Annotated in this window: 16 protein-coding genes and 1 riboswitch; of the genes, 6 read left to right on the top strand and 10 right to left on the bottom strand. The window is 50.7% G+C overall.

Features of this window, described 5'->3' with window-relative positions:
• Position 1 precedes the first annotated feature (1 nt).
• The 3 genes from PsW74_RS18105 to PsW74_RS18095 form a co-directional block, all read right to left on the bottom strand.
• Positions 2-1018: a metalloregulator ArsR/SmtB family transcription factor gene (locus tag PsW74_RS18105; protein ID WP_208860167.1), complete on the bottom strand. Its 1017-nt coding sequence runs from the start codon at positions 1016-1018 to the stop codon at positions 2-4.
• Between the two features lie 217 nt (positions 1019-1235).
• Complete coding sequence (locus tag PsW74_RS18100) at positions 1236-3578, bottom strand: mechanosensitive ion channel domain-containing protein (RefSeq protein ID WP_063289972.1); 2343 nt, start codon at positions 3576-3578, stop codon at positions 1236-1238.
• Between the two features lie 155 nt (positions 3579-3733).
• Positions 3734-4819 (bottom strand): DUF2336 domain-containing protein, encoded by a 1086-nt coding sequence (locus PsW74_RS18095; protein WP_057465693.1) that lies wholly within the window; start codon positions 4817-4819, stop codon positions 3734-3736.
• Between the two features lie 525 nt (positions 4820-5344).
• Between PsW74_RS18095 and PsW74_RS18090 the strand changes: the two genes are divergently transcribed.
• Both PsW74_RS18090 and PsW74_RS18085 read left to right on the top strand, forming a co-directional pair.
• The gene (locus PsW74_RS18090) at positions 5345-6232 is read left to right on the top strand and encodes a LysR substrate-binding domain-containing protein (RefSeq protein ID WP_063289973.1); all 888 of its coding nucleotides are present in this window, start codon (positions 5345-5347) and stop codon (positions 6230-6232) included.
• 204 nt (positions 6233-6436) lie between these two features.
• The gene (locus PsW74_RS18085; protein ID WP_063289974.1) at positions 6437-7039 is read left to right on the top strand and encodes a helix-turn-helix transcriptional regulator; all 603 of its coding nucleotides are present in this window, start codon (positions 6437-6439) and stop codon (positions 7037-7039) included.
• Between the two features lie 24 nt (positions 7040-7063).
• Here PsW74_RS18085 and PsW74_RS18080 read toward each other — a convergent pair whose 3' ends face one another.
• A complete protein-coding gene (locus tag PsW74_RS18080; protein WP_057465690.1) occupies positions 7064-7690 on the bottom strand; it encodes a metalloregulator ArsR/SmtB family transcription factor in 627 nt (208 codons plus the stop codon).
• 389 nt (positions 7691-8079) lie between these two features.
• Between PsW74_RS18080 and PsW74_RS18075 the strand changes: the two genes are divergently transcribed.
• Together PsW74_RS18075 and PsW74_RS18070 are read left to right on the top strand one after the other, a co-directional pair.
• Positions 8080-10107, top strand: coding sequence for a diguanylate cyclase (locus PsW74_RS18075; RefSeq protein ID WP_063289975.1), 2028 nt, complete (start codon positions 8080-8082; stop codon positions 10105-10107).
• Positions 10108-10136: 29 nt separating this feature from the next.
• Positions 10137-10472, top strand: coding sequence for a DUF2293 domain-containing protein (locus PsW74_RS18070; RefSeq protein WP_057465688.1), 336 nt, complete (start codon positions 10137-10139; stop codon positions 10470-10472).
• A gap of 7 nt (positions 10473-10479) precedes the next feature.
• Here the strand turns inward: PsW74_RS18070 and PsW74_RS18065 are convergent, their stop codons facing one another.
• A complete protein-coding gene (locus tag PsW74_RS18065; protein WP_063289976.1) occupies positions 10480-10743 on the bottom strand; it encodes a hypothetical protein in 264 nt (87 codons plus the stop codon).
• 327 nt (positions 10744-11070) lie between these two features.
• On the opposite strand from PsW74_RS18065, the gene PsW74_RS18060 reads away from it, so the two are divergent.
• Positions 11071-12003: a glycosyl hydrolase family 18 protein gene (locus tag PsW74_RS18060; RefSeq protein ID WP_063289977.1), complete on the top strand. Its 933-nt coding sequence runs from the start codon at positions 11071-11073 to the stop codon at positions 12001-12003.
• Between the two features lie 66 nt (positions 12004-12069).
• On the opposite strand, the gene ettA is transcribed toward PsW74_RS18060, so the two are convergent.
• From ettA to PsW74_RS18045, 3 genes are all read right to left on the bottom strand, one after another.
• On the bottom strand, positions 12070-13719 hold the full coding sequence (gene ettA, locus PsW74_RS18055) for an energy-dependent translational throttle protein EttA (protein ID WP_063289978.1): 1650 nt from the start codon (positions 13717-13719) through the stop codon (positions 12070-12072).
• 223 nt (positions 13720-13942) lie between these two features.
• A complete protein-coding gene (locus PsW74_RS18050) occupies positions 13943-14608 on the bottom strand; it encodes an energy-coupling factor ABC transporter permease (RefSeq protein ID WP_063289979.1) in 666 nt (221 codons plus the stop codon).
• Positions 14609-14643: 35 nt separating this feature from the next.
• Positions 14644-14855: riboswitch (cobalamin riboswitch) on the bottom strand.
• 356 nt (positions 14856-15211) lie between these two features.
• Complete coding sequence (locus PsW74_RS18045) at positions 15212-16027, bottom strand: hypothetical protein (RefSeq protein WP_208988054.1); 816 nt, start codon at positions 16025-16027, stop codon at positions 15212-15214.
• Positions 16028-16453: 426 nt separating this feature from the next.
• On the opposite strand from PsW74_RS18045, the gene PsW74_RS18040 reads away from it, so the two are divergent.
• On the top strand, positions 16454-19663 hold the full coding sequence (locus PsW74_RS18040; protein ID WP_063289980.1) for an EAL domain-containing protein: 3210 nt from the start codon (positions 16454-16456) through the stop codon (positions 19661-19663).
• A gap of 44 nt (positions 19664-19707) precedes the next feature.
• Here PsW74_RS18040 and PsW74_RS18035 read toward each other — a convergent pair whose 3' ends face one another.
• Positions 19708-23457 (bottom strand): AAA family ATPase, encoded by a 3750-nt coding sequence (locus PsW74_RS18035; protein WP_063289981.1) that lies wholly within the window; start codon positions 23455-23457, stop codon positions 19708-19710.
• On the bottom strand, positions 23457-24704 hold the full coding sequence (gene sbcD, locus PsW74_RS18030) for an exonuclease subunit SbcD (RefSeq protein ID WP_063289982.1): 1248 nt from the start codon (positions 24702-24704) through the stop codon (positions 23457-23459). The genes PsW74_RS18035 and sbcD overlap by 1 nt, the downstream gene beginning before the upstream one ends.
• Positions 24705-24706 lie beyond the last annotated feature (2 nt).

Below are 24706 nucleotides of genomic sequence, written 5' to 3'. Positions count from 1 at the left end.
ACTAAGCAAGCTCCTTGGTCTGATCCGCTACAGGCAGGTCGGTCACAACCCGACGATCCTGAGCGAGCCAAAGGGTAACGGTTAATTTGTCTTTCTCCCCCGCGCCCGGGGTAAGATCATTCGTTGAAACAAGCTCCAGATCAGCCTCGGAAAGCCAATTGCCCACTTGTCCCTGAGAAAAGCCAAGACGACGATGCGCATGCTTCTCCCGCAAAAACTCCAATTCGTGAGGAGCAAAATCTACAAGCAACAGACGCCCACCCGGCCGCAAAGCACGGGCAGCTTCCAAAATCGCTCGCCCAGGTTCTTCCAGATAATGAAGAACCTGATGAACCACAGTCAGATCGGCTGTGTCTGGTGCAACCGGCAACGCGTAAATGTCGCCCTGACGCACCTGCGCTTTCTGCAAGCCAGCACGGTCCAGATTGGCCCGCGCAACAGAAAGCATGTTCTGGCTGGCATCAATGCCAATGCCACGCTCGTACTGTTCACTGAACAACTCCAGCAAACGGCCGGTTCCCGTCCCCAGGTCCAGGAGGGTATCAAAGGACTTGGACCCCACGAGTGCACGCATCGCAGCTTCAACGGCAACTTCCGGCACATGAAGACTACGCTCCTTGTCCCAGTTGTTGGCACGTGCTGCAAAGAAAGCCGCCGCTTCCTCTGCCTTTGCACGGCGCAACGAAACCAATCGCTCATGGTCGGCAGCAAGTACCGGATCGTCCTGCTCGCTCTGCGCAACAATGCGCCGTGCCAGCTCCGCCGGACCACCTTCACCAAGACGATAATAAACCCAGGCTCCTTCCGGATACCGCTTGATCACCCCTGCTTCACAAAGAAGCTTGAGATGCCGCGAAATCCGAGGCTGGCTCTGCCCAAGAATGACTGTAAGATCCTTCACGGTCAGCTCACCAAGCACAAGCAAAGCAAGCAGACGAATACGCGTCGTCTCTCCACAGGCACGCAAGCAGCCCACCAGGTCCTCTACAGGGAGTTTGCCTTCCGGTTCATTGTTCACTGTCGTTATCAAGCCTACTACCGCCACCAACTGATCGAATAATCTGATATAAAGATATCTTTATACGTATAATAACTCGATGACAAGGAGGAACATTCCCTTCTCGCACCAAAAGAGGAATAGTTTTTCTGAGTTTTCCTTGAAAATTGGCTGATCAAAAATCAACTCTGACATTACGGGGGGGCAAACAGAGCAAAAAAGCCAGGAATTACAACAGTTACGCTTTTGGAGAGCCGTTCTGGTCATCCTCTTCAACCACAGGCAAAACAGCACCACCCACTGCCTTTTTCTGTGAGTCAGAGAAAGTTTGCCCACCAGCAGCCCCTTCATCGATCCTCACCTTCACCTCACGATGGGCAAAAGTGATGCCCTCGCGGTTGAAAATCTCCCGAATGCCTGCAAACACTGCCTTCCGCAAAACATACTGATCCCCAGGTCGCGTCGTAAATTTGACCCGCACAATCATCGCGGAATCTTCCAGAGCCGTGATGCCTTGAGATTGAAGCGGCTCCAGAAACTTCGGGCCAAGCTCAGGATCCTCGAGCAACTTGTCTCCCAGCAATGAGATCAACTCCCGCATCCGGTCGACATCCGTGTCATATGTGACCCGAAACGCCAACTTCATCATGGTCCAGTCACGCGACGAGTTTTTCACAAACGACAAGTTGCCAAACGGAACCGTATTCAGGAGACCGTCCGACTGCCGCAGCTGCATGGACCTTATGGAGATCCGTTCAACCGTCCCTTCAACATTATTGGTGACATAAATGTACTCACCCGTTCGAAAGGCATCATCGAGCAAGAAAAACGCACCTGAGAAGATATCTTTGATGAGCGTTTGCGCGCCAAACCCGACAGCAAGCCCAACTACGCCAGCACCAGCAAACAGAGGACCAATGTTCACCCCTATCTCCGAAAGAGCAACCATGCCGGAGAGCACAACAATAGAGACCAGCAGAAAATTCCGCAGGATCGGCAACAGCGTCGCCAACCGCCCCATCTTGGCCTGTCCACTTTTATCACTTTCAGAGATTTCAATCTGACGTTGGATGGTAATGTGAACGGCCTGGTAAGCCATGTAGCCAAAGAACACGATCAACGCGACTTCCACCAGATTGCCAAACAAACCATCCTGCTTGAAAAGATTAATCCCCCACGCTTCAACGATCACCGCAAGACCAAACATCAGCGTCACAAGGCGGGCACCATGATCAAGCAATTGCCGGTAGGGCCGCCGCGCAGCCTCTTTTTCTGCCGCCAACGCTCGGGCTTCAGCATTGACCTCCTCAGGATTATAGGAATGGCCGGCCTGCTCTTCGACCTGCACAATCTCCTCAACAAAGGCATCCTGCAGTTTATCGATGTTAATCGGCGGCAACAGCCACTTATCAATGACAAGAAGTAAGATACCGTAGAGCAAGACACTGGCAAAAATAGCCATAATCGGCGCCAGTAACAGGAGACTGTCATAGCTCAGTCCTAAGAGCAGGCGGTGGGCAAACACCAGCCACGCCACCAGAAAATACGCCAAAGCACCCAAATGCCAGTTTTGGCTGAACAGCCTCCGCCAAACCCGCCGCCTCTCAGTGCTCGCATACTCCCCGGAAAACCAGCCTCCAATAGGCCTGCGAAAAATATAGCAAATCAACGCAGCAGAAACCGCCAGAAACAACCCGCTTTGAAGGTCAAGAATACGTTGAGCATTGGCATTGAGAGACAAATGGCTCATCCACCTGCCAAATGCCAGCAGGAAGAAGGCAACCCCGCCGCACAGAATAATGGCATTCAGAAATGACCGGGCAACGTCATCATCCAATGGCACAACACGGTGATGTTCATTCCCAACGGCCAGAAAGTTCCGCGTGAAAACCATCAAAAGCCGAAAGAAGAAGTAAAAACTCGCAAAGATCAGCGCAGCATGTCGAACACTCTCTGTATTACCGGAAATAACAAGAATGAGCCCGAACGTCACAATCACATGCAGAAAGATCGCGGCAACCTGCACCAATGACCTTGAGAACAGAAATCCAATCTTCTCAGCCCTGCTCTCCGGCATCCCGCGATAAAATCGTAAAAGCCTCCTAGCAAACAGCTTGTCTGCAAACAGCTCAACCACAAAACCAAGCGTGACTGCAAACAGCGTCAGCGCAAATATCTGCCACACCCACGAAACACTCGTATCGGGCCGCGCCCGCTCCAGTGCATTGTGGACGTGCCTGGGAAAGTTCCCAAGATCCTTCAAAACAGCATTCAGAGACTGGCTGGAGCGATCAATGTTCTCCAGCGAGAACAGCTCCAGTCCATTAGATAGCCCAAAAACAAGCGGTGCCCCTTCCATAGGAATAGACTCGCTTTGCACCACCATTTCCTGAGCATCAACCATAGGGTCTGCAACAACTGAGTTCTGGGTTTCTGGCGTTTGCGCAACAACAAAACTGATGTGCAGCAAAAGCCCCATACCAACCAAAACAGCGAGTGTCAGAAAGGAGATAAGGAAATTGAGAAAGCGATCCGCCTTAGAACTGTCAGAAGAAACTTTTTTGCTTTTTCTTATTTGCATCAATCCTGCTTTGGCTACACAACCCAATCAGCAGGAGTAAACACGAACAGCACCTAAAGTTGCTTTGGCAGAAACATTCGACTTTTGGACTAAATTGACCAAAGAAAAGGGCCGCACACACGCCCCTCACAAAACCACTTAAATTTTTGAATGGATCAGGCCATCCATTGCTCTTTCCAGGTAATAAATTGCTTATAGGCTTCTTGTTGGTCAAGCGCCTGATAACTCTTTAACGCAGTCTGACGCTGAGAGTTTGAAAGGCGGTAACGCCATGGCCCAATCTTCAGGAGAGCCTGAACAGTCATCATCCCAAAACCAGAGGCACGACACACCACGAGGAAAGGCTCAGTGTCATTTCGCACAGTCCAATGCTGCGCTTCTGCATGACCAATGCCAGCCAACATCGCAAACGCGGCAACCGCTTCAGCGAACCGGTCTTCCTCAGCATAAGCACGCAGAGCATTCTCAGTCAGCTTGCCTTCACGGACCAGCTCCATCACGCGGCCACGACCAGTCTCAAAATCATACCGGCCTAGCCAGAATTCGTTAGAAAGTTTGCCAGCTGCAATCCGAGCAGCTTTCGGCAGTTTCCCGGCAGCTTCGGTCGCGCCTTCTTTGATCAGAAGCTTGCGAACCTGCTCACTAGCGAAGTTGATAAGCGCTTCAATATGAGCATCTGCCAGATCTGCGCGCTGACCAAGGGCCAGCTGAAGGACTTCGTCCCCCTTCGCGTCAGTCATCAGCGAGTTCACACTGCGCTGACCAAGCACTGCACCATCATTTGCAGCAACAGTCTGTTTCACCTCAGTATTTCCAAGATTCACCAGCACATCACTGATATTCTCGGAAATGACATCCCGCTTCGCAATCGCCAGACGATGATCATCACTCTTGCTGCGCGCAATGCTCACCAGGTCACTTTCACGCAGCACGTTAGAGTTCCGTAAAAGCGGCTCTGCAATTTCAATTTCATCGAAAGCAAGTTTGCGAACAGTTTGCTCAGGCGCACGTCGCACTTCAGAAAGCTGTTCCGCCATATAACTCAGCGCATGCCGCTCAACCATTTCCGAGAGCCGCAGCATCACACCATCGTAAATATCGATCTGATCGTCAGAACACCGTTCCCATGTCCGCGCAAACAAAAGCGCAACATGACGCGCAAGCTCCGAACGTCGCTCAATATTGTTCTCAAGCGCGAGAGATTTGAAATCAACGATATGAGAAGCCAAGTCAGATGACATTTAAAACACCGATGGGATACGCAAACTGATAAAAACTTATGGAACAGGATTAAACAAAACCTAACTCAATCTATTCTATTTTTAGTTAATTTAGAAAAAATAACATGCGATTTGCATGCTTCAAAAAGCGGAAAAACCAATAAGTTTTCTCCCGTTAGAACAGATTTCAGAAATTTAATTAAAAAGGTAAGTGACAACAACGAGTTACAAAAATATCACGGAGACTTAACAAGCTTCATCTATGTTGCGAGCAGACCCGCACTCGTTAATGACTTGTTTGCGACATGCGTTCTTTTTATCAAAGCGTCCCCAAATTATGAGTAACAGCATCAACGTTTTAAGGCCTGTCACTCACCCAATTCCTTACCAAAAGGTCAATTTCGTAAAACCAACCGTTTTGAGTCGCACCATGCTAGCAACCATGGAGTGCAACACCCCTTCATGATTTCAAGTCAGTAATCCAGTAATAATTAGATCAGAACATGTGAATTCAATTTCTTATATTGATAAGATATCCTGATCCTTATGCTTACGTTCAAACAACTCCGCTATTTCCTCGCCGTGCAACAGCATCACCACTTTGGCAATGCCGCAGAAGAAGTCTGTGTTTCCCAACCTGCACTCTCCATGCAGATCCGGGATCTCGAGAAAGAGCTAGGCCTTTGCCTTGTCGAGAGAAACGCACGTTCAATCCGGATCACACCGGAGGGCGAAGAAATTGCCAGAAGAGCCAACCAGATCCTGCGAGAAATGCAGGACCTTAAGGATTATGCAAAACACGCAGCATCCCCACTGAGTGGTATCATACGCCTCGGTGTCATCCCTTCACTTGCACCATACATTCTGCCCAAGCTGCTACCTGCTCTTATCAAGCAATATCCTGATCTTCAGCTCAATCTCCGCGAGACTTTGACAGCATCTCTGGTGAGCGAGCTAAAGCACGGCACCCTAGATGTTGTTCTCGCAGCCCTGCCCATCGAAGAACCGGAGCTTGAAGAAGTACCTATCTTTGAAGATCATTTCCTTTTAGCTGTGTCCAGCTCACGCAAAATAGATGAGCGTAAGAGGATGGGACCAGATGACCTGCATGGTGAGAACCTGCTGCTGCTTGAAGAAGGGCACTGCCTCAGAGATCAAACACTGAGCTTTTGTGGAGCAATTGGTCAAAATCAATCAGCTAACGTAGGCGCAACAAGTATAGCAACTGTCCTGCACATGGTCGCTGCCGGATATGGCGTCACTGTCCTGCCTGAAATTTGCGCAGATACAGAAATCGCAGACGATCGCATAACACTTTTGCGGTTTGCAGAGCCTCAACCTTCCCGTAGGATAGGTTTAATTTGGCGAAAAACTTCACCTAAAAGCGAGGATTACATGGCACTTGCAAGGTGTTTGCGTAACGTCACCAACTAATGAAACGAGTTAATTTAACCCGTTGCTGTGAATAACCGAAAAATATACCGTGCAACTGCATACGTATTATCGATTTCTCACTAAGCTATAGAATATGGATTAGAAGAACGACTCTTTTTAAGATGAACTTCCTTCCACTCAAATGCACACTATTACGCCATCAGCCGGTTTTAGTTGCTCGGTGTAAAACAGGAATCCACTAGCTTGAACCAAGAGACCGCCCATATTGTAGACCAAGCATTCTGCAAGTTTCTTGCAGACAGCCTTGACCGGCTACAAAAGGGCGTGGCCATTATTCAGGGTAATGGAACCATCCTGCAATGTAATGGGTTTGCAAAACGCTTGTTTGAGCAAACACCTCAGATCAAGGTCAGCACCGGACGGCTAGAGTTCACCGACCCGAGCCACCAGCGCGAGTTCCAGAACGCACAAAGTCTGGCCACAGCAACAATTGATCTGGATGTACAGCAAGAGCTCGTCCTCAGAAGAGATGAAGCATTTCTGCGCCCGATCCATATCGACATACGCCTGGTCGATACTGAGTTCGACGATCTCTTCTTTCTGTTCGTCACGGATCTGGAAATCCAGCAGCAAATCAACATCCAGAAGGCAACGGCCCTCTTCCGCCTGACGGATAAGGAAGCGATTGTCCTGGAGCAGCTGTCTGGCACGCAAACAGAACCTCAGATTGCTGCTGATCTGGATATTACGAAGAACACGCTGCGCACACACCGTAAAAACATCTACGCAAAGCTTAACGTGAGCAGTCGCGTGGAACTGGCAATGCTTCTGTCAATTCTGGTTTAAAAAGAACGTGAGGTCGCGAGCAGCTTAGTTGGGTGAGACCTTATAGAGACAACGCCGGTCACCTTTCAGGATATGCTCAACACGCTCGATGCGTACATCATCTCCCAAAACCTCCTGAAACAAATCAAGCTCTGATCGACAAAAGTGTTGGCAAGACCGGGCTGCAGCACAAATAGAGCAATGGTTCTCTGCAAACAGATAGCCATTCTCGCCATCCTTCAGAACCTCAGCCATATACCCTTCTTCACTGCGCTGTTCAGCAAGGCATTGTAGCTTGTCAGACAGGGTCTTTGCAGACTTCATCGCAGTTAGATAGGACTTCCGGGATTGATCAGCCCGCGCATCTATGAGGCGCTGGAGTCCTTCTTCCCCGTAAAGGTCTTTGATGTTTCCAAGCAGATCAACCAGCACACCACTATGGTTATCAGGAAACTTCCTGTTGCCTGTCTCAGAAAGACGCCAGGTTCTGCGAGGACGCCCCACAGTCCCTTTCAGGTCTTCAAACTCAACAAGATCAGCTTCCAGCAACGCATCAAGATGTTGACGCACGGCCACAGCCGTCACGCCCAAATGTTTGGCCATGGTTGCAGCTGTGTTCGGTCCGCGCGATTTCAGCGCGTACATCAAACGATCTTTCGTACGGTCACTCATAGGCATCTCATAGCACAATCGAAATTATATGAAAAGTTTTAGCTTTCCTAATAAAGTAAAAGCTGTAGTGCACCAACATCAGAAAACAACGCGAAGGAATCACTGATAACTTACCCATAAAATAGTATTGTCTTTGAACCATAAGAGATTATGCATCATAATTACTCTTCTACATATGTAATGCACAAATAAGAAATTTCATTTTTCATATAAATCAGAAAAATAGAAGGTGCTTATCCCCATTTTCCTAAAATTTACCTAGTATTTTTATAGTATTCACATAAAGCTTGCCCCTTAATTCTCACAGAGCCCCCCGCTTTCCTTTTGCGTAAAAGCACATAATCCCTATCAATAAGGGCGTGGTAAATAATTGGTTGATAGTGGTGGGAATGATGTCTGAAGCAGGCAACGCAAAATACAATATCGAGTACCCGGCATATAAAACGAACCTGCATCCAGTAGAGATACCCCCGCAGCCATTCGCTCAGTCTGTCCTGCGCGTCTACGAGAAACTGTTCGAGCTCCCGACCTTCATCATGGTCAATCAATCAGAAACAGGGAGTGGTTCAGAGCTTTTCGTTTCAGATAGCATTCATCCCTATAAGAACCAGCTCAACAATCTTCTCTCCAAGATTACGGAACTTCCAATCTGCGGAGATGATGTGCAGATTTTCCCACATAGGTTTAATGGCGAAGACGCACCCTCAACTGCTAGGTCATCGCATCTCGCAACGCAGTTCATCGCACTCATGCCTCTCTCCCTCCACGAGCGAGTGATCGCCGTCGTGGGTATTCTCTGCAAGTCCGATGCAAACAACACTGCCCATTTTCCCAGAACACATTTCCAGCCAACCACACCTTCAGATCAACTCATAAATGCAGACCTGACCAAAAAGCTCAAAAGCTTCAGAAACCTGGCAAGAATTCTCGTTCCCGGTCTGCTCCGCATCCTCTCAACAAACGATTTGTGCAGCACACTCTCAGTCAATGCCAAGGTGGCAACAAAATACTTGCTACCACCAGAGCAAGCCAATCCGCGAGAAATCTTCACAGTCTGCAATATTGACCCGTTGACAGGCCTGCGAACCAGAGAGAGCTTTGAGCAACTTATCTCCGACGCCATAGAAAGCGTGACAAACCCAGATCAACGCGTGGCCTTGTTCTATGTCGATCTGGATCATTTGAAAGTCATCAACGACGCTCACGGGCACGCTGCAGGCGACGCAGCTTTGGTGGCTATTTCTGACCGTTTGAAGCAGATGGAATGTGAAAACGTCACCGCTCTCAGATTAGGCGGCGATGAGTTTGCACTGCTCTTAGAAGACACCACATGTCATCAGATCAGAGTATTGCTTGAAGAATTGCCAGTATCTCTCAGTCACCCGATCTATCATGAGCACAGCGAAATACGACCCAAGGTCAGCATTGGCGCTGCAGTATTCCCACGCCACGCAAACACTGTGAAGGAACTGCAGGATAGTGCCGACACAGCTCTGTATCATGCAAAAAAGAGGGGCCGAAATCGGGCCAGCCTGTTCAATCAGGTCATGCGTACCCGGTTGGAACGGCAGGTCACCCTTCAGCAAACCGCAAAACAGGCACTCTTGCAAAACCAGGTCGGAACAATCTTCCAGCCCATAAGGTTCGGCCAAACAAGCCAAATACGAATGTTGGAGGCACGGCCAGAATGGCCGTCTCAGATTTTAGAAATTGCTCGTGGATGTGACCTTTCAAACATCTTCGACAGCGCAAGCTTCAGTAATGTTCTTGGCGAGACAACAATTGCAGCCATCATTCACACCATGCGCGCCTGTCAGAACACTCCAATGCAACATTGGGAGTTCCTGTTCCGCGTCCCCGTTCCCTCTGTGTTAAAGGAAGGGTTCTGCGATGATCTCAGCTACCTTCTACAGGAAAACAATGTATCGCCAGACAAGTTCACATTGGAGATCCCCTCGCGTGTTCTCTTAAGAGCCAACGCTCATATCCTCATTGGTCAGCTGAATGAGCTAACAAACACAGGCGTCAAGTTGTGCATCAACCACTTTGACTCCGGCGGACTGAAGATTGAGCATTTCCAGAAACTGAAGATCTCCTACATCAAACTACACGCGGGCTCTGTAGAACGGCTGTTTGAAGATGATAAAACAGCACGATTACTCTCCGCTGCAACTGAGTTCGCACATGCCTTGAACATCGAGATCATCCTTTCGGAAATCAAAAATGCAAACACCGAAGAGAAACTGAGAAAATTAGGAGCAGAATACGTTCAAGGTGCATTCTATGGTCCAGAACAACGCTTTTCTGAAATTTACAAGAAACACGTGCTCGGCATCTCGCCAGATCCCATCCAAAGAGTAAAAACAAACATGGCACGTAGAAGAATATCGCGCCTGCCATCATCCATGATAAATTAGCGCGCAACACCAGCGCAAAGAGATCATGTGTGAGCAAAACCAAAAGACAACGAGCGATCAGCGACGCCCTAAGCACGCTTATTCCGCATGTTCCATTTCTGGATGCTTCGGAAATACGCAGCAAAGCCAACCAACAGCACCTGCGTCACCTCCCAGCTCACATTGCGGTTCTGCTGGCAACAACCAGCTATGTGCGCCATCAATATACTGACTACGATGATTTACTGGAAGAAGGTCTGGACCGGGACGCTGCTCGTTACTGCGTCGCAGATGAGATGGAAGCCACCATCACATCATGGGGCGGAAGCATCACCGCCGGGGAACTGCTTGCCGCTCCCAATGAAAGCGGCGAGCAAGATCAGTAGCTACAAATTATCGGCAAACACCAATAATCCAAGTAAACGCAAGCGCTACAAGGCACAGTGCAGGGATGATGATCGCAGCATACCCGAAGAATGCAATTGCCAAACCCCAGCCAACAAAGAAGTTCGCGCAGAAATAGTATTTTGCTTCGCTGTTGCCATACACAGCATCTTTGAACAACCAACCGATGATTGGAACAAGGAAAAGAAGTTTGAAGAAGAGTGGATCATTATCCTGCTGATCTTCAGCAGAAGACAGAGTTGTATCGCTCATTACAGTGCCCGTTATTGATTGATGGGGGAAGAACACAGAGTTGACTTACATCAATTTAACATTCACGCGCATGCGTCACATCAGCATATCTACGTATGAAGCATGAATAGTACATATGCATTAGATGCGTAAACGAAAGACAAATACCCAGTGTTTGTGAACTCCGCTCACTGAATTAGCAGCAATTCGATTGAACTATCGGGAAGCACATTAATAAACTCTTTAGTCTGTCTTCACGCTTTCTCCTTGAGCCCAAACAGCAGCTCACGAAGCCCAGCTATGCCCGTCCTGTTTGCGTAACCTTGCGCATTAAAAGGAAAAGCAAGAATGACTAAAAAGCAGCTTGTCATCTATACAGACAACTCCTACGCAACGCTCCCGGCTCTTGCAGAAACAGAATGTACTATTGGCATTCAGGCATTTATCAGCGGAGCCACTTTTACAAATGGCAAATGCGATCTAACAGCCGACTGGCCTATGGGGCAAGCTATAAAAGCTTCTCCAAACGGTAGCACGCCCGTAAAAGAGGCTCAGCAAAAAGACCTCAAAGTCCTTGCCGCACTTGGCGGAGCTGACTTTGTCACTGCAGTTTGGCAAGAATGTAACGACAATCTTGATAGCTTTGTCGCGGCACTTGCTGATTTTGTGAAAACCAACGGTTTTGACGGAATTGATATCGACTGGGAAGACTCTGCGGCAATTGTAAGCGATGACCATTATAATGCAGTGAACTTTCTGGTTTCTCTTTCCCAGAAGCTCAAGGCAGCCTTACCATCTGATCAGAGCATCATCACACACGCTCCCCAACCACCATATCTGGACCCCACTTGGTACGGCGGCCCATACTTGAAGGTAATGGAACAGGCACACGACGTCATCGATTACTTGAACATTCAGTATTACAACAACAGTCCATGGGTCGGCGACACCCCAGCTGATGAAACCCGGTTGGTTGCAGGTACAACAGGCAACCCACCTCAATCCACCAGCATCGTTGGCCTTCAAAAAGCAGGCATCCCTGCGGAAAAGCTACTGGTGGGCAAACCGACAGCGAAGGGTAACGCCGGTCCGAGCGCGAACAATGGCTATATCCCCGCAGAAGATTTAGTTGAATATGTCATCGATCCTCTGAACAAGGCAGAACAAGAGTTTGGAGGCGCAATGGGTTGGCAGTTTGCAAAATCACCCGAAAGCCCTGATCTTGCAACAGAATGGATCTCAACTGTTGCAGATGCACTGGATCTGAAAGACAAAAAGTAAAACAATAATAATAAACGACGGAGCATCACTGCTCCGCCGTCCTCAAAATCAATAAGCAAGCTAGACTTAGCGAGTAAGTGGCTTGTACTTGATGCGGCTTGGGTCTGCAGCGTGTGCACCCAGGCGGCGAACCTTGTCTTTTTCGTAGTCTTCAAAGTTACCTTCAAACCACTCAACGTGGCTATCACCTTCAAAGGCCAGCATGTGCGTTGCAAGACGGTCAAGGAACATACGATCGTGCGAGATAACCACGGCACAACCAGCATAGTTCTCAAGCGCATCTTCCAGAGCTGCAAGTGTTTCGGTGTCAAGATCGTTGGTCGGCTCATCGAGCAGAAGAACGTTTGCGCCTGACTTCAAAACCTTGGCAAGATGCACGCGGTTACGCTGACCACCGGAAAGGTCGCCAACTTTCGCCTGCTGTCCAGCACCCTTGAAGTTGAAGGAGGAGCAGTAAGCGCGTGAGTTGATCTCTTTCTTATCGAGATAGATCACTTCAGCACCTTCGGAAATCTCTTCCCAAACGGTCTTGCTGTCATCCAGTTTATCACGGGACTGATCCACATAACCAAGGTGCACACGGTCACTCACAACCACTTCACCGCTGTCTGGTTTTTCCTGACCGGACAACATCTTGAAGAGTGTTGACTTACCAGCACCGTTTGGACCGATGATACCAACAATACCACCACGTGGCAGTTTGAAGGTCAGATCATCAATCAACAAACGATCGCCAAAGCCTTTGGAAACCCCTTGAACGTCGATAACATTGTTACCCAGACGCTCACCAACAGGGATCAGGATCTGCTCAATAGAAGGCATACGCTCTTCTTGAGCAGTCAACAGCGCATCATAAGCATTGATACGGGCTTTTGACTTGGTCTGACGGCCCTTCGGCGTCATGCCCATCCATTCCTGCTCACGCTTGATAGCGCGGGAACGAGCCATGTTCTCACGGCCTTCCTGCTCCATACGCTTGGTTTTCTGACCAAGGTAAGTGGAGTAGTTGCCTTCATAAGGAATGCCCTGACCGCGGTCGAGCTCCAGAATCCAGCCAGTCACGTTGTCAAGGAAGTAGCGATCGTGGGTAATGATCAGCACTGAACCCTTGAACTCACGCAGATGGCGTTCCAACCAGTGCACGGTCTCAGCGTCAAGGTGGTTGGTTGGTTCGTCAAGCAGCATCAGGTCAGGCTCAGACAAGAGCAGCTGACACAACGCGATACGGCGACGCTCACCACCAGAAAGGTTATTTACAGGAGAGTCGGATGGAGGGCAGCGAAGCGCTTCCATTGCCATCTCAACCTGGCTTTCCAGATTCCACAGATCCTGCGCATCAATGATGTCCTGCAGCTGAGCGCCTTCATCGGCTGTCTCATCTGAGTAGTTCATCATCAGTTCGTTATAACGATCCAGAAGAGCCTGCTTGTGCGCAACACCTTCCATCACGTTTTCAAGGACGGTCTTGTCCTCATTCAGCTTTGGTTCCTGCGGCAGGTAGCCAACTTTGGCACCTTCTGCAGCCCATGCTTCACCGGTGTACTCTTTATCAAGACCAGCCATGATCTTCAAAAGAGTAGACTTACCTGCACCGTTTGGACCAAGGATACCGATTTTCGCATCCGGGTAGAAAGACAGGTGAATATTGTCGAGTACTTTTTTTGCACCGTAGGCCTTGGAGACCCCGTGCATGTGATAGATGAACTGGCGCGCCATGGACTGCCTGCATCTCCTGATCTGTGTAAACAATGAAATCTCTGGAGAGCACTCATAGTGGAAGCAGCGCCAAGGGGCAATCCATAACACTTCAGCGATGATCAAATCCGTCGCTTTTTCTCCTCAAACGGAGAATTTCACGACAACACCTGGTCACTTCCACGCAAGAAAAAGGGCAGCAGGTTTACTCTGCCGCCCCAATAACAAACAAGCTCGTAAAAATTTACGCCAGCTTCAGCTGCGGAACCACTGTCAGGTTCCGAACAATCGCATTGTCTTCAACGGCCTTGAGCCCCTTCACTGCAATGAAGGTGACCAATGGTTCACACGCAACAATTACCAGATAAGACAGGGCAAACTGCGCCCATGCCGTAAACGGCGTGGCAACTTCCCCAATCATCAACCAGAAGCCAACCATGCCGGTCACGCCAGCATAATACATCGCATCTAACTTCAGAATCTGCGCAAAGCTCACACGCTTGGTCAGTTCCTTCGAAAACAGCTCACGGCCACTCAGGTAATGAACAGCAATCAGCGGCAACATCAAAGACAAGCTGTTGACGCCAAGGTGGTACATGTCCTGCGGATCAAAGGCGAGCGCCTGAAACAGCAAGCCAATGGCAAACCCAAGCAGAACAGGGGTAAACCCGAGCGTCAGATACATCGCCATCGCACCAACGAAGTGAAGTTCCGATGCTCCAACAGACATATGGAAGCTCTGCATGAAAATGGAGAAGAAAACCGCAGCCAATAGCGTTTTCAGCGGTGTGAACGGCTCTTTCAGGAATTCTGAAATCTGCTCTTTGCAGCCCCAGACAATAACGCCAACGGCACCTGCATTGGCAGCAATAACCTTGGCGGCGGAAACGTAACCCGGTTCAATATGCATTTAATATGCTCCTCTTCGCACCCTCCGTGCGGTCATGAGTTTATGTCGTGTCGGGCAGGTTTCCTGGCTTATGGCTTTTGCGTCCTCCGCCTTCCCAGAGATCATCTCCAGTGGCTTTTATGAAGAACGCACCACGTAACAGTTGCGGGGGCAGCTGCGGTTCAGGCCCATCTTTGGTCATCCCTACCGCATTCCCTTTTCATCCAAGAAGCTTGGCTTCTACAGAACCCAACAGCGGGAATATCCTAAATTACAAGAGAAGACACAACTAGAAATAAGAGGCAGTTGGGATAAGCAACAATCAGAGGGATGCAACGGCCCTTGTAACCCGCCAGAGCTGCAGGCAAAAAAAGAGGCGTGTACCCGTTGGTACACGCCTTTAAGAAAGTTGACACTCCCCCATCCGAGTGCCAGCCGAAGCTGTATTTAGAAATATCAGAGTGCCCCACCTCTTCATTGATCTTCATCAAAATAAATAAAATTACCTCAGAAACATCGGATATTATTCAACATTACAAAAGCACTCAGATTTTCAATCGATTAAAACTAGAATAGATCAAATATATCTCGTGCAGCTTGCAACGAAAGTCTCAGTATTTTCTATTAGTTCTTGCTATAAGTTCTCTCCGAAGGTGCCTGCCACGAATATTTCCTTAGCCAATGCTCCTCAGGAGAAACCACAAAGCTCCAGGAGTTCTGCTGCTCTCCAGAATCATCGGGAGTTGAATCCGGTGTCTGAGTGGAAGCATTTTGGCTGGCAGAAATTTGGATTTTAAGCACCCCCTCACCTTTTCCAGCAAGCTTCAGCAAGCCAAGATCACTGTGAGATCGTCCAAGAAAAATCTGGGGTGCTGTTCCTATCCTCTCCCAGATAGTTCGGGCAAGGTCGGTAGAAGACATCGGCGCTGCGTGGGGAGTAACCTCGATAACCCGAAATCTCGGAAGTCCGTAATTCAACTCCGCCATTGTGCGGTCTACTTCATGGTCTCCAAAGCTTAAAACCCAAATCTGAAAGTGATGCTCTTTTAAAAAGCCCACCAGCTCTTTCAGAGGCTGAAAAGCGAACTCTCTATACGTTGCACCAACAGCCTTTGGCCCGCGTAATGACAGATGAGCACGTACACTCTCAGAATAAACAGCAAAGCTTCCAAAACTGTCGCCAGCTTCAGGTGGCGTCACTTCATTGTCCGCGCCAGCCAGAGCGTCGCTCCATAAAGCCCCATCGCCAACCAAAACAGCAACACGGTCATCGAGTTTCACATATTCAGGGCTCCCAGCCCGAGCCATACGCTCAATGCTTTCTACGATACCATGGCGCGCTGTGGTTGAGCTCCAACTCGGCAAGATGTTATCTCGCTCACCACCAGTTGGCTGCAAAACCGAAACCGCTGAGTATAAAAACAAGCTGGACCACTGCATCGTTCAAGACCACCTGAAAGTTGTTTCAGCAAGATGGTGAACTACAATGCACATCAATTGCCCATAAAAAATGAACTAAATGCTGTCGTGAAAAGAGAAGAGAATCATAATTGACAGCCCGTCCCTCTTTCCTCTCAACTTGAAGATAAATACGAGTATTCACGTATATAAAGAATTTCACTAAACGAAACATTTACTTACAATTTTCATAAATTTGCTTTGGAAGTGTCAGATAAACGTCATATGCACCGCACTTTTCGATACTTTTTAGAATTAAACCCGGTTCATCCCTAGAATTCTTAATAAATGTGCAATAATTTCAAACAATTATGCCGAGGAATTTCCTGGGGTACCCAAATGCATTTTCGAGCCCTCTTACTTCCTGTATTGCTCCTTTTCGTTTTAATTGGTTTATCGATACACTTCATGTCAGCGTCATCGTATGCGTCGATTTTCGATCCTGCGACAGGTGGCCTGCACAATCAGCTCAATCAAGCTGAACTGCTCACTCAGCAGCAGAACCTATGGACCATATTGTCTGTTGGATTGTTCGCGCTTGGTGTTCTTGGAATACTAATTGTCTATTCCAGCTTGTTTGTTCAGGAGCGTATGCGGGCGACCCGTTTTTTCAACCGTGCCCTTCTCCTCATCGCCATCAGTTCAGCAGCATGCCTGCTCATCGACACAACGCTGAACTTGCCTGATGTAACGGCACAATTGATCCTCTGGCAGTCTCAAGTGGAGTTCAGACCACAGGGGGACATCCACGCTGCTGCAATCCACGCAGCAATGGCAGCGATGATCGCAGTTCTGGCTTATCTGCCTCTATCGCATCAGCTGACACTGCGTGCGACGATCATTCTCGCACTCTCAATCGGCGGGGTCATCTACCCTGCCTACCTGAAGGGTGTCCAAGGGTTATTGCTTCATCCGATTAGCCAAAACACCGTGCTGTCAGTTGGTTTCGAGCAGATTGGCGGCGGTACCGTAGTCACATTGCTCGCAACCTTCGTAGCCTTTTCCGGCATGTTAGTGACCGGACTAAGAAACTCACCAGCGTTACCTGAGTACATTCTGCACAACACACAAAACTACAATGTGCTGCAGATCAAAGCAGGCGCGGCGCTGATGGCCGTTGGCGGCATTGGCTTTTCTGTCGGTAACACAAGCATTTACTCAGGAGAGCTGGGCAGCGCAATCTTCAACGTCCTTGTCGCAACTGGCGTCTCGGTACTATTGGGAGTCGCCCTCGGCTTCTTCGCACCGCGCAAGGTCATGTACCCAACCATTTTGCTGAGCATGATCGGCGGCTTGTCCTCCGTTCTCGGAAATGCCCAGCATCTGACGGTTGCAGGCGTCGCACTTATTGCTCTGACGGCCTCAGCTGCTTCTATAGCAGTCGCCCGCATTATCTATGCAAGGTCAAAGACCCACAAAGTCATCATTTACTACACCAGCCTTGGCATTGGCTCTCTCATTGGCCTTTTCGGCTTCACAACCGCACTACCAGCAGACCATGCGCTGGCTGGGTTCAGTCTGGATAACCTTATACTTCAGGCAGTTGGAGCTTTACTGACCATCCTTTGGGCCTTCTTGTCAGGTCTAATCCTGTTTACGGCCTTCAAATTTGCAAAGCAGTTCCGCAAAGCCGACGAAATTGATCTGAATGAAACGCCGATTGTCAGCACCATCAGCCAGATGGAGAATCTGATCGGTAAGTTGGTTTGGCATGACGCCAAGCTGGATGAGCGCTTGCCGGTACGGGACAGTGACTCACAAGAACGCCTCGCTTCGCTCTTCAACACGTTCCTCGACAAGCTTCAGAGCGACGAGAAACGGCGGAAAATCAGCGAAACATCAAACAGTAAGCAGCAGGAAGAACTCAGCAAACTCGCCACATTTGCAGAAGGTGCATTCGAAGGCCTGGCCATCTCGACAGACGGTATTATCGTGGAATGTAACCACGTGCTCTACGAGCTGCTGGACTATCAGGCAGGTGAGATGCGCGGGACCAGTTTGCTGTCTCATGTCGCGCCAGACTTCCGCGAAAAAGCGCGTGAGAGCATTCTGGCCAATGAGCCAACCCCGAACGAAGTCATGCTTTTAAGCAAGTCTGGAGAGCGTATTCCGATTGAAGTTCGTGGTCGCTTGATGGAAGTGGCAGACGAGAACCTTCGTGTCTCAGCTGTACGTGATATGCGTAAGCAGAAAGAAGACGAAGCGCGCATTCTCCACCTCGCTCAGCATGACATGTTGACCGGCCTGCCGAACCGCACTTACTTCCGCGAGCGCTTCCAAAAAGCAATCAAAAACCAGGCAAACGCAGAACAAACGATCTCCGCAGTCATGCTGCTGGATCTGGATCGCTTCAAAGATATCAACGACTTATATGGCCACCCAATTGGTGACAAACTCATCCAGACAGTGGCTCGCCGCCTCAATGCATGCGTCACCCATCACGACACAGTCGCCCGTCTCGGCGGGGATGAGTTTGCGATCATTCAGGTCAATCTGAAGACAACGGCTGAAGTCGGTCTGCTGACCAACAAAATACTAGAGGTCCTGTCAAAGCCGATCCATGTTGGCAACAACATCACGGTCAGAACGAGCGCCAGCATTGGCATCGCGCTGATTCCAGACCATGGGACGGACCCGGATGAGCTGATGTCCAAGGCGGATATCGCGCTTTATGAGGCTAAAGAAGCTGGCCGAAACACCTTCGCATTCTTCGAGGACAAGATGGAAGAGGCCATCCTGCTGAGAAGAACAATGGAAGGCGACCTGCGTAACGCATTGGAAAATGAGGAACTTCAGCTTCACTTCCAACCGCAGGCACGCTCTGACACCCGTTCCATTGTCGGCTTCGAGGCTCTTCTGCGTTGGAACCATCCGGAAAAAGGCCAAATTGGACCGAACAACTTCATCCCGGTTGCGGAGGAAAGTGGTCTGATCATTCCGATTGGCCGCTGGGTTCTGAATGAAGCCTGTGCGCAAGCTTCTCAATGGCCGGAGCGGTATCGTGTGGGGGTGAATCTCAGTCCAGTGCAGTTCTGTGATGAGTACCTCATACAGGAAGTTGAAGGTGCATTGGCGCGAAGTGGGCTATCTCCGGAGCGTCTGGAGCTGGAAATCACCGAGAGTGTGTTGATCCACGACGACCGCCGCGCGCTCAATACCTTGAGACAACTCAAAGAGTTAGGCATCACCATCGCGCTTGATGACTTCGGTACCGGCTACTCTTCCCTCAGCTATCTGCGCCGCTTCCCGTTTGATCGTCTGAAGATCGACCGCAGCTTTGTCAGCGGTGTAACTCAGACACCGGAACTGGCAGCAATCATCCGTGCAGTCATCGATCTTGGGCAGGCCCTGGGAATGGAAGTTATCGCTGAAGGTGTTGAAACTGAACCAGAATTGGAGCTGCTGCGCAATGAATCCTGCGATGAAGTGCAAGGCTTTTTGATTGGCCGTCCGCAAGTGATGGATGGCGAGATGGCAAAACATGTCAGCAATGCCAATCTGGAAATTCAGGCTTTAGACCAATACATCGCAGCACTGCAGGAAACTTCTCTGAAGCTAAAAGAGATGGAAAATCAGGCAGCTAAGCAAGAGCATGAGATGATTGACGCAGGCGACTAAACCCGCACTCTAGCGCTGAAACAACAAGCACCCAGCAGGACTTATCACCATCCTGCTGGTGCATTCACAGCCACACGGCTCCGTCCAGCACCCTGCCTAACCACCTGAACCTGAACCGGAATTCTGTCCTTCAGCGCTTCTACATGGCTAATGACGCCAACTTTTCTCCCCTGCCCCTGCAACATCTCCAGCGCATCAATGGCAAGGTCGAGGCTTTCAGCATCAAGAGAACCGAAACCTTCGTCGATAAAGAGCGTATCAACGAACGATTGGCGGCCTTCCAAACCGGAGAGGGCAAGTGCGAGGCTGAGCGAAATAAGGAAGCGTTCTCCGCCACTTAGCGAGCGTGTGGAACGTGGTGTGTCGCCCATATCGCGGTCGATGACGAACAGGCCAAGACCGAAGTCAGCCCGTTTCAGCTGATACCGTGGCTTAAGCTGATGCAGCTGTTTGTTGGCCAGCTCCACCAGCAAATCGAGAGTAACACCCTGCGCCACCTTCTGAAACTTGGAACCATCCGCAGAGCCAATCGCTTCCGAAATCGCACCCCACGTCTTGGCAGTCTCTTTCGCTTCCAACAACAAACCCATGATTTGCTGAGCCTTTTCTCGGGCGACGGCATCAGCACGTAGCCTTTCAGAAAGAGCCCCCTTACTCTCCTGCAACTCGGAAAGTGCCTGCTTCGAAGCCTCCAACAACGAGGATAACTCCTCCTGCGGCTTCTCTGGCAGAGGCAGTGCCTCAACAGCAGCAAGCTCCTTCTCCCAGGTGGAAACAGCCGTTTGCGTTGCTAAGTAAGCGTCATCCAGCATCTTCAGCTCTGAGGCCAGTGCGTCCAGCTCCTGAGAGCTCCGCTCCTGCAATCCGTCATAGGCTTCTTTCATCAGCCCCAAGCTCGCCAGTTCTGCATTTAACCTGTCAGCACAGTCGGTTAGCGCAGAGGCCGCTTTTGCCTCCGCAGCTTTTGCCGCTGCCAATCCAGCCTCAATGCGCCCGAATTCTTCTCTTGCGTTGTTTTGTGCGTTGCTAGCGTTATTTTTGCGTTCTTTTGCGTTGCTGTGTTTTTCAGAAAATGCCACCCGATGCTCCCCGGTCGCCATCCCGCCCAACAACAGTTTCCGCTCTAAAGAGCGCTCCTGATGCAGCACGCGCAGCTGCTCCAACTGCCTCAGCAACTCGCCGGAGGATTTGGCCAGTCCATCCCGCCGTTCACTCAAACCACTCGTTTTCTGTTCAAGCGATTGCAGCGCGGCAGAAGTTGTTCCCTCCTGCTGCTCCAGTTGCTCCCAGGTGGAGATACGCTCCTGCAAATTCGCCTTCAGCGCTGGCACCTCGGCACCAAGGGACCCAAACACCATGCCACCAGCCAGCAGCGTTTCACCAAGCCGCTGTTCCAGTCGCGACTGTGCCTCAAAGTTCTCGGTGTGACGACCTTCCACGCCAGAAAGCTCTACCTTGATAGATGAAACCTCTTCAGCCTTGCGAGCCTGATCACCAACTGCTTTCTGGTGCGCATCCCGCAAACCACGCAGCATGACATCCAGCTGCTCCAGCTCTTGACGCAGCACATCCTCCTGAACAAGAACGGCGCGTAGAGCCTCAACCTGTGTCGCCACTTGCGCAAGCACAGCGTCCAGCAGGTCCGGCGCATCAAGCAAGCCATCAAGAGCAAACGCCACCTCAACTGGCGACGCCAAAGCAGCCCACTGTTCTTCCGCCTCAGCCCGAAGCGCATCAGCCTCACTGGCATAGCGTTCCATCAAGGCGGACGCATTTTTCTGCGATGCCTCACAGGCTGCAAGCTGACCGTTGATCTCGTCTAGGTTTCGCTGCGCAGCTGCGCGAGCTTCTTCCGCTTCCTTGCGCTGTAGAAACACGTCGCCGAACAGCGTGTCCAACGCAGCCCGGCCCTCCTGTGTATCTACGGGGTGATGGTCAGAACCACAGACCGGACATGGTGCATCATCTACCAGCTCGGCGCGCAACAGCTTCACCTGATCACCTTGCGCCGCTTCAGCAAGAGTGGAAAGGCCGCGCGCTTTTTCAAGGGCTTCCCCTCGAAAAGTCAGCTCACTGGACGCTTTGCTTTTCGCCTGCTGCAACCCGGTCATCTGGTCCACCAGCTTCTTCCAGGTCTCACTCTCAGCCTGCTTGTTGCGCTTGGCTTTTAAAAAGTGGCGAGACGTCTCCTGCAGTTTTTCAGCCCGCTGACGGAACGTAGAAAGCTGCTCCATGCTTTTACGGGCACTCTCAGCACCAAGAGCGGAAATCTCGCCTTTCTTGGCAGCAAACGCGCCTTCACACCCTTCCAGATCAGAAACAAACTGCTCCAGCTGGGCAGAAAGAGTGCTCTGGATATCGCTCAACTCACTCTCGCGCTTGCGCATCTGGGCAAGGTGCGTCGCATCTTTCGTCAGCGCAACCTGAACCCGTTCAAACTCATCCAGATCTGCAATCAGGCTATCCTGACGGTCTTTCAAAATCTTGGTCGCACTCAACCGCGCCATCTGCTCTTTCACAGTGGCTTGCAAGGCTTTCTGCTCATCCAGAGATTTGGTGTGCTCTGCCAGCGCTGCATCCGCCTGCATGGCATCCGCCACAGCAGTGTCAGAGCGGTCCCGCAATTGTTTGCCTTCAACCTCAAGCTCACCCAACTTGGTGTCCAGTTGCTCAGCTGCACTCCATTCCGGTGTCAACTTGGCAAGTTCAGCTTCCAGTTCATTAAAAACCGCATCAGCTTGTTTGGCCTGCTCTTCCTTGCCAGCAAGGTCTTTGCGAGTACCTTCCAGCATCACCCGGCTTCTTTCAGCAGCAGCACGGGTGCCAGCAACATCCTTCTCGGCCTCAACCACACGGTGGTTCACAGGCTCAAGAGATTTGATGCGCTCAAATTGTGCTTTCAGATCCCGCTTGGCCTTCGCATTTTCATGGCGGGCCTTCAACGCCACAAACTCGTCCTGCGCAGACGCCAGCTTTGTCTTGGCTTCATCCAATTTTTGCAAATGCCCCAGAGACTTGGCAATCGCATCCATATCCGACTGCACAGACTTGGACTGCTTTTCCAACTCTTCTGACTGCCCAACAAGCGCAGTGCGTTCTTCCTCTTCTAAAAGACCAGCCACATCAGACTTTTCTTCCAGTTTTGAGGTTGCGTCCTTCGCATCAGTAAAGCGCTGGAAAATCTGTTTGGAAATATCTCTGTAGCGCTGCGTACCCGTCACTTTTTCAAGCAAGGCAGCGCGCTCATTGTCATTGGCTTTCAGGAAGGCATCAAAATCCCCCTGCGCCAACAGCACCGTACGCTTGAACTGGTCATAGGTCAGGCCCAACCGCTCTTCGACAGCCGCATCCACCTGTTTGATGCCGCTCTCAACCGCGGCATTGTCTTCAATGCGAACCAGCGAGCGCTCCACATTCTGCAGGCGTCCAGATGCTTTGTTGCGGGCCCGGCGCACAGTCCAGCGCGCGCGATATCCCGTTCCATCCGCGCCAACAAAGTCCGCCTCAGCAAAGCCAGAGGCAGCCCCACGCGTAAGCACGGTGCGCGGGTTTGTTTCTCGCAGCTCAGCACCGGCAACATCCGGCACACTGTCGCTGCTGCCTGCAGCGCTCAAACGTGGGCATTGCCCAAACAAGGCAAGACACAAGGCGTCCAGCAATGTGGATTTGCCCGCGCCCGTTTCTCCGGTAATCGCGAACAAACCAGCCCCGTTCAACGGCTCCTGTTCAAGGTCAATCTCAAACGGAGCCGCCAGACTGGCAAGGTTTTCGCCACGCACCGCTAGAATACGCATTACTCAACCTCCGCTTCTGCGATTGCGCGATAAAAATAATCCAGATGTTTGGCTTCCGGCTCAATGCCGTGCACCCGCTCAAAAGCGGATTTGAAAAGCTCATCCGGCTGAATTTCAGAAAGGCGAATGAGGCTCTCGGCCTCAGCGCTCACCACCTCTTCCTGTTTTTGCCGCAACACAGAAACACCGGCACTGCGCACTGGATATTGCGCAAGGATCTGATCCACCTCAGCTTTGAGCCCACCGGCAGAAACCTGCGGTCGCAAATCCACATGCACAAACGGCTGCTGCTCCACTGGCAGATCCGCATCCAGCTCCAGCGCCTCAAGGGCTGGCACCAGCTCCTCCAGCAACAAACCACCATCCCCTTTCAGGCGATGGAATGGCACAGGTCGGCTAAGAGGCAAGCGCTCAATGGAAAGCACACCGGCATCAGAAAAGCTCAGCAGATTAACGCCGTGCTTGTAATGCTGCTCGGTGACAGAAAGAGGAAACGGGGACCCGGAGTAGCGGATGGTTTCTTTGCCCACCTTCTGCGGTTTATGCAAATGCCCAAGCGCCACATAAGTCAGATCATCAGGAAACTGCTCCCACGGCATGGCATGCTCACCGCCAATCAGAATACGGCGCTCCGCCCCTTCTGACTCCAGACCACCCGCCACATGCAAGTGACCAGTCGCAATAAGCGGCATCTCACCAATCTGCTCACGAGCTTGCGAGGCTGCCGCCTCATAAAGCTCTGCCACAGCCCGCACCACAGGAGACCCTTCCTCTGAAGAAGAAAAGCTCAGTCCCGGCAAATCCGTTGCCCGAGGAAACGGCAGCGCCAGCACATAGGCTTTCACGGCGCCATCACTGTCATAAAGCGGTACAAGATGATGGGAAAGGTCCAGCAAGCCATCGTTTCGGCGCACCATGCCAACCGCCTGTACGCCAATCTTTTGAAACAGCACACCCGGCGCTTCCACACGTCCGGCAGGGTCATGATTGCCAGCAGTCAGCACCGTCACCAGATGCGGGCGCTTCTCGCGGAACCGCGCGAGTGCCTCATACAGCATCTGCGTGGCATCTGCGGATGGGTTCTGGTTGTCAAACACGTCTCCTGCCACAACCAGCGCATCCACCTCATGGCGTTCAATCAACTCTTCAAGCTCCATGAAGAATTGTTGATGCTCATAGGTGCGCGACCAGCCATTCAGACTCTGGCCAATATGCCAGTCTGCTGTGTGCAGGATTTTCAACGCCATAC

The sequence above is a fragment of the Pseudovibrio sp. W74 genome (assembly GCF_001623085.1).
Classification (GTDB): Bacteria; Pseudomonadota; Alphaproteobacteria; order Rhizobiales; family Stappiaceae; genus Pseudovibrio.
Note: the sequence above shows the minus strand (reverse complement) of the source record. Positions and strands in the feature narration are given on the sequence as shown.

Coding starts and splice junctions, on each gene's coding strand:
- PsW74_RS18090 (WP_063289973.1), top strand. CDS start 5,345: ATGCTTACGTTCAAACAACTCCGCTATTTCCTCGCCGTGCAACAGCAT.
- PsW74_RS18060 (WP_063289977.1), top strand. CDS start 11,071: ATGACTAAAAAGCAGCTTGTCATCTATACAGACAACTCCTACGCAACG.
- PsW74_RS18035 (WP_063289981.1), bottom strand. CDS start 23,457: ATGCGTATTCTAGCGGTGCGTGGCGAAAACCTTGCCAGTCTGGCGGCT.
- PsW74_RS18095 (WP_057465693.1), bottom strand. CDS start 4,819: ATGTCATCTGACTTGGCTTCTCATATCGTTGATTTCAAATCTCTCGCG.
- PsW74_RS18045 (WP_208988054.1), bottom strand. CDS start 16,027: ATGCAGTGGTCCAGCTTGTTTTTATACTCAGCGGTTTCGGTTTTGCAG.
- PsW74_RS18040 (WP_063289980.1), top strand. CDS start 16,454: ATGTCAGCGTCATCGTATGCGTCGATTTTCGATCCTGCGACAGGTGGC.
- PsW74_RS18050 (WP_063289979.1), bottom strand. CDS start 14,608: ATGCATATTGAACCGGGTTACGTTTCCGCCGCCAAGGTTATTGCTGCC.
- PsW74_RS18065 (WP_063289976.1), bottom strand. CDS start 10,743: ATGAGCGATACAACTCTGTCTTCTGCTGAAGATCAGCAGGATAATGAT.
- PsW74_RS18100 (WP_063289972.1), bottom strand. CDS start 3,578: ATGCAAATAAGAAAAAGCAAAAAAGTTTCTTCTGACAGTTCTAAGGCG.
- sbcD (WP_063289982.1), bottom strand. CDS start 24,704: ATGGCGTTGAAAATCCTGCACACAGCAGACTGGCATATTGGCCAGAGT.
- ettA (WP_063289978.1), bottom strand. CDS start 13,719: ATGGCGCGCCAGTTCATCTATCACATGCACGGGGTCTCCAAGGCCTAC.
- PsW74_RS18075 (WP_063289975.1), top strand. CDS start 8,080: ATGATGTCTGAAGCAGGCAACGCAAAATACAATATCGAGTACCCGGCA.
- PsW74_RS18080 (WP_057465690.1), bottom strand. CDS start 7,690: ATGAGTGACCGTACGAAAGATCGTTTGATGTACGCGCTGAAATCGCGC.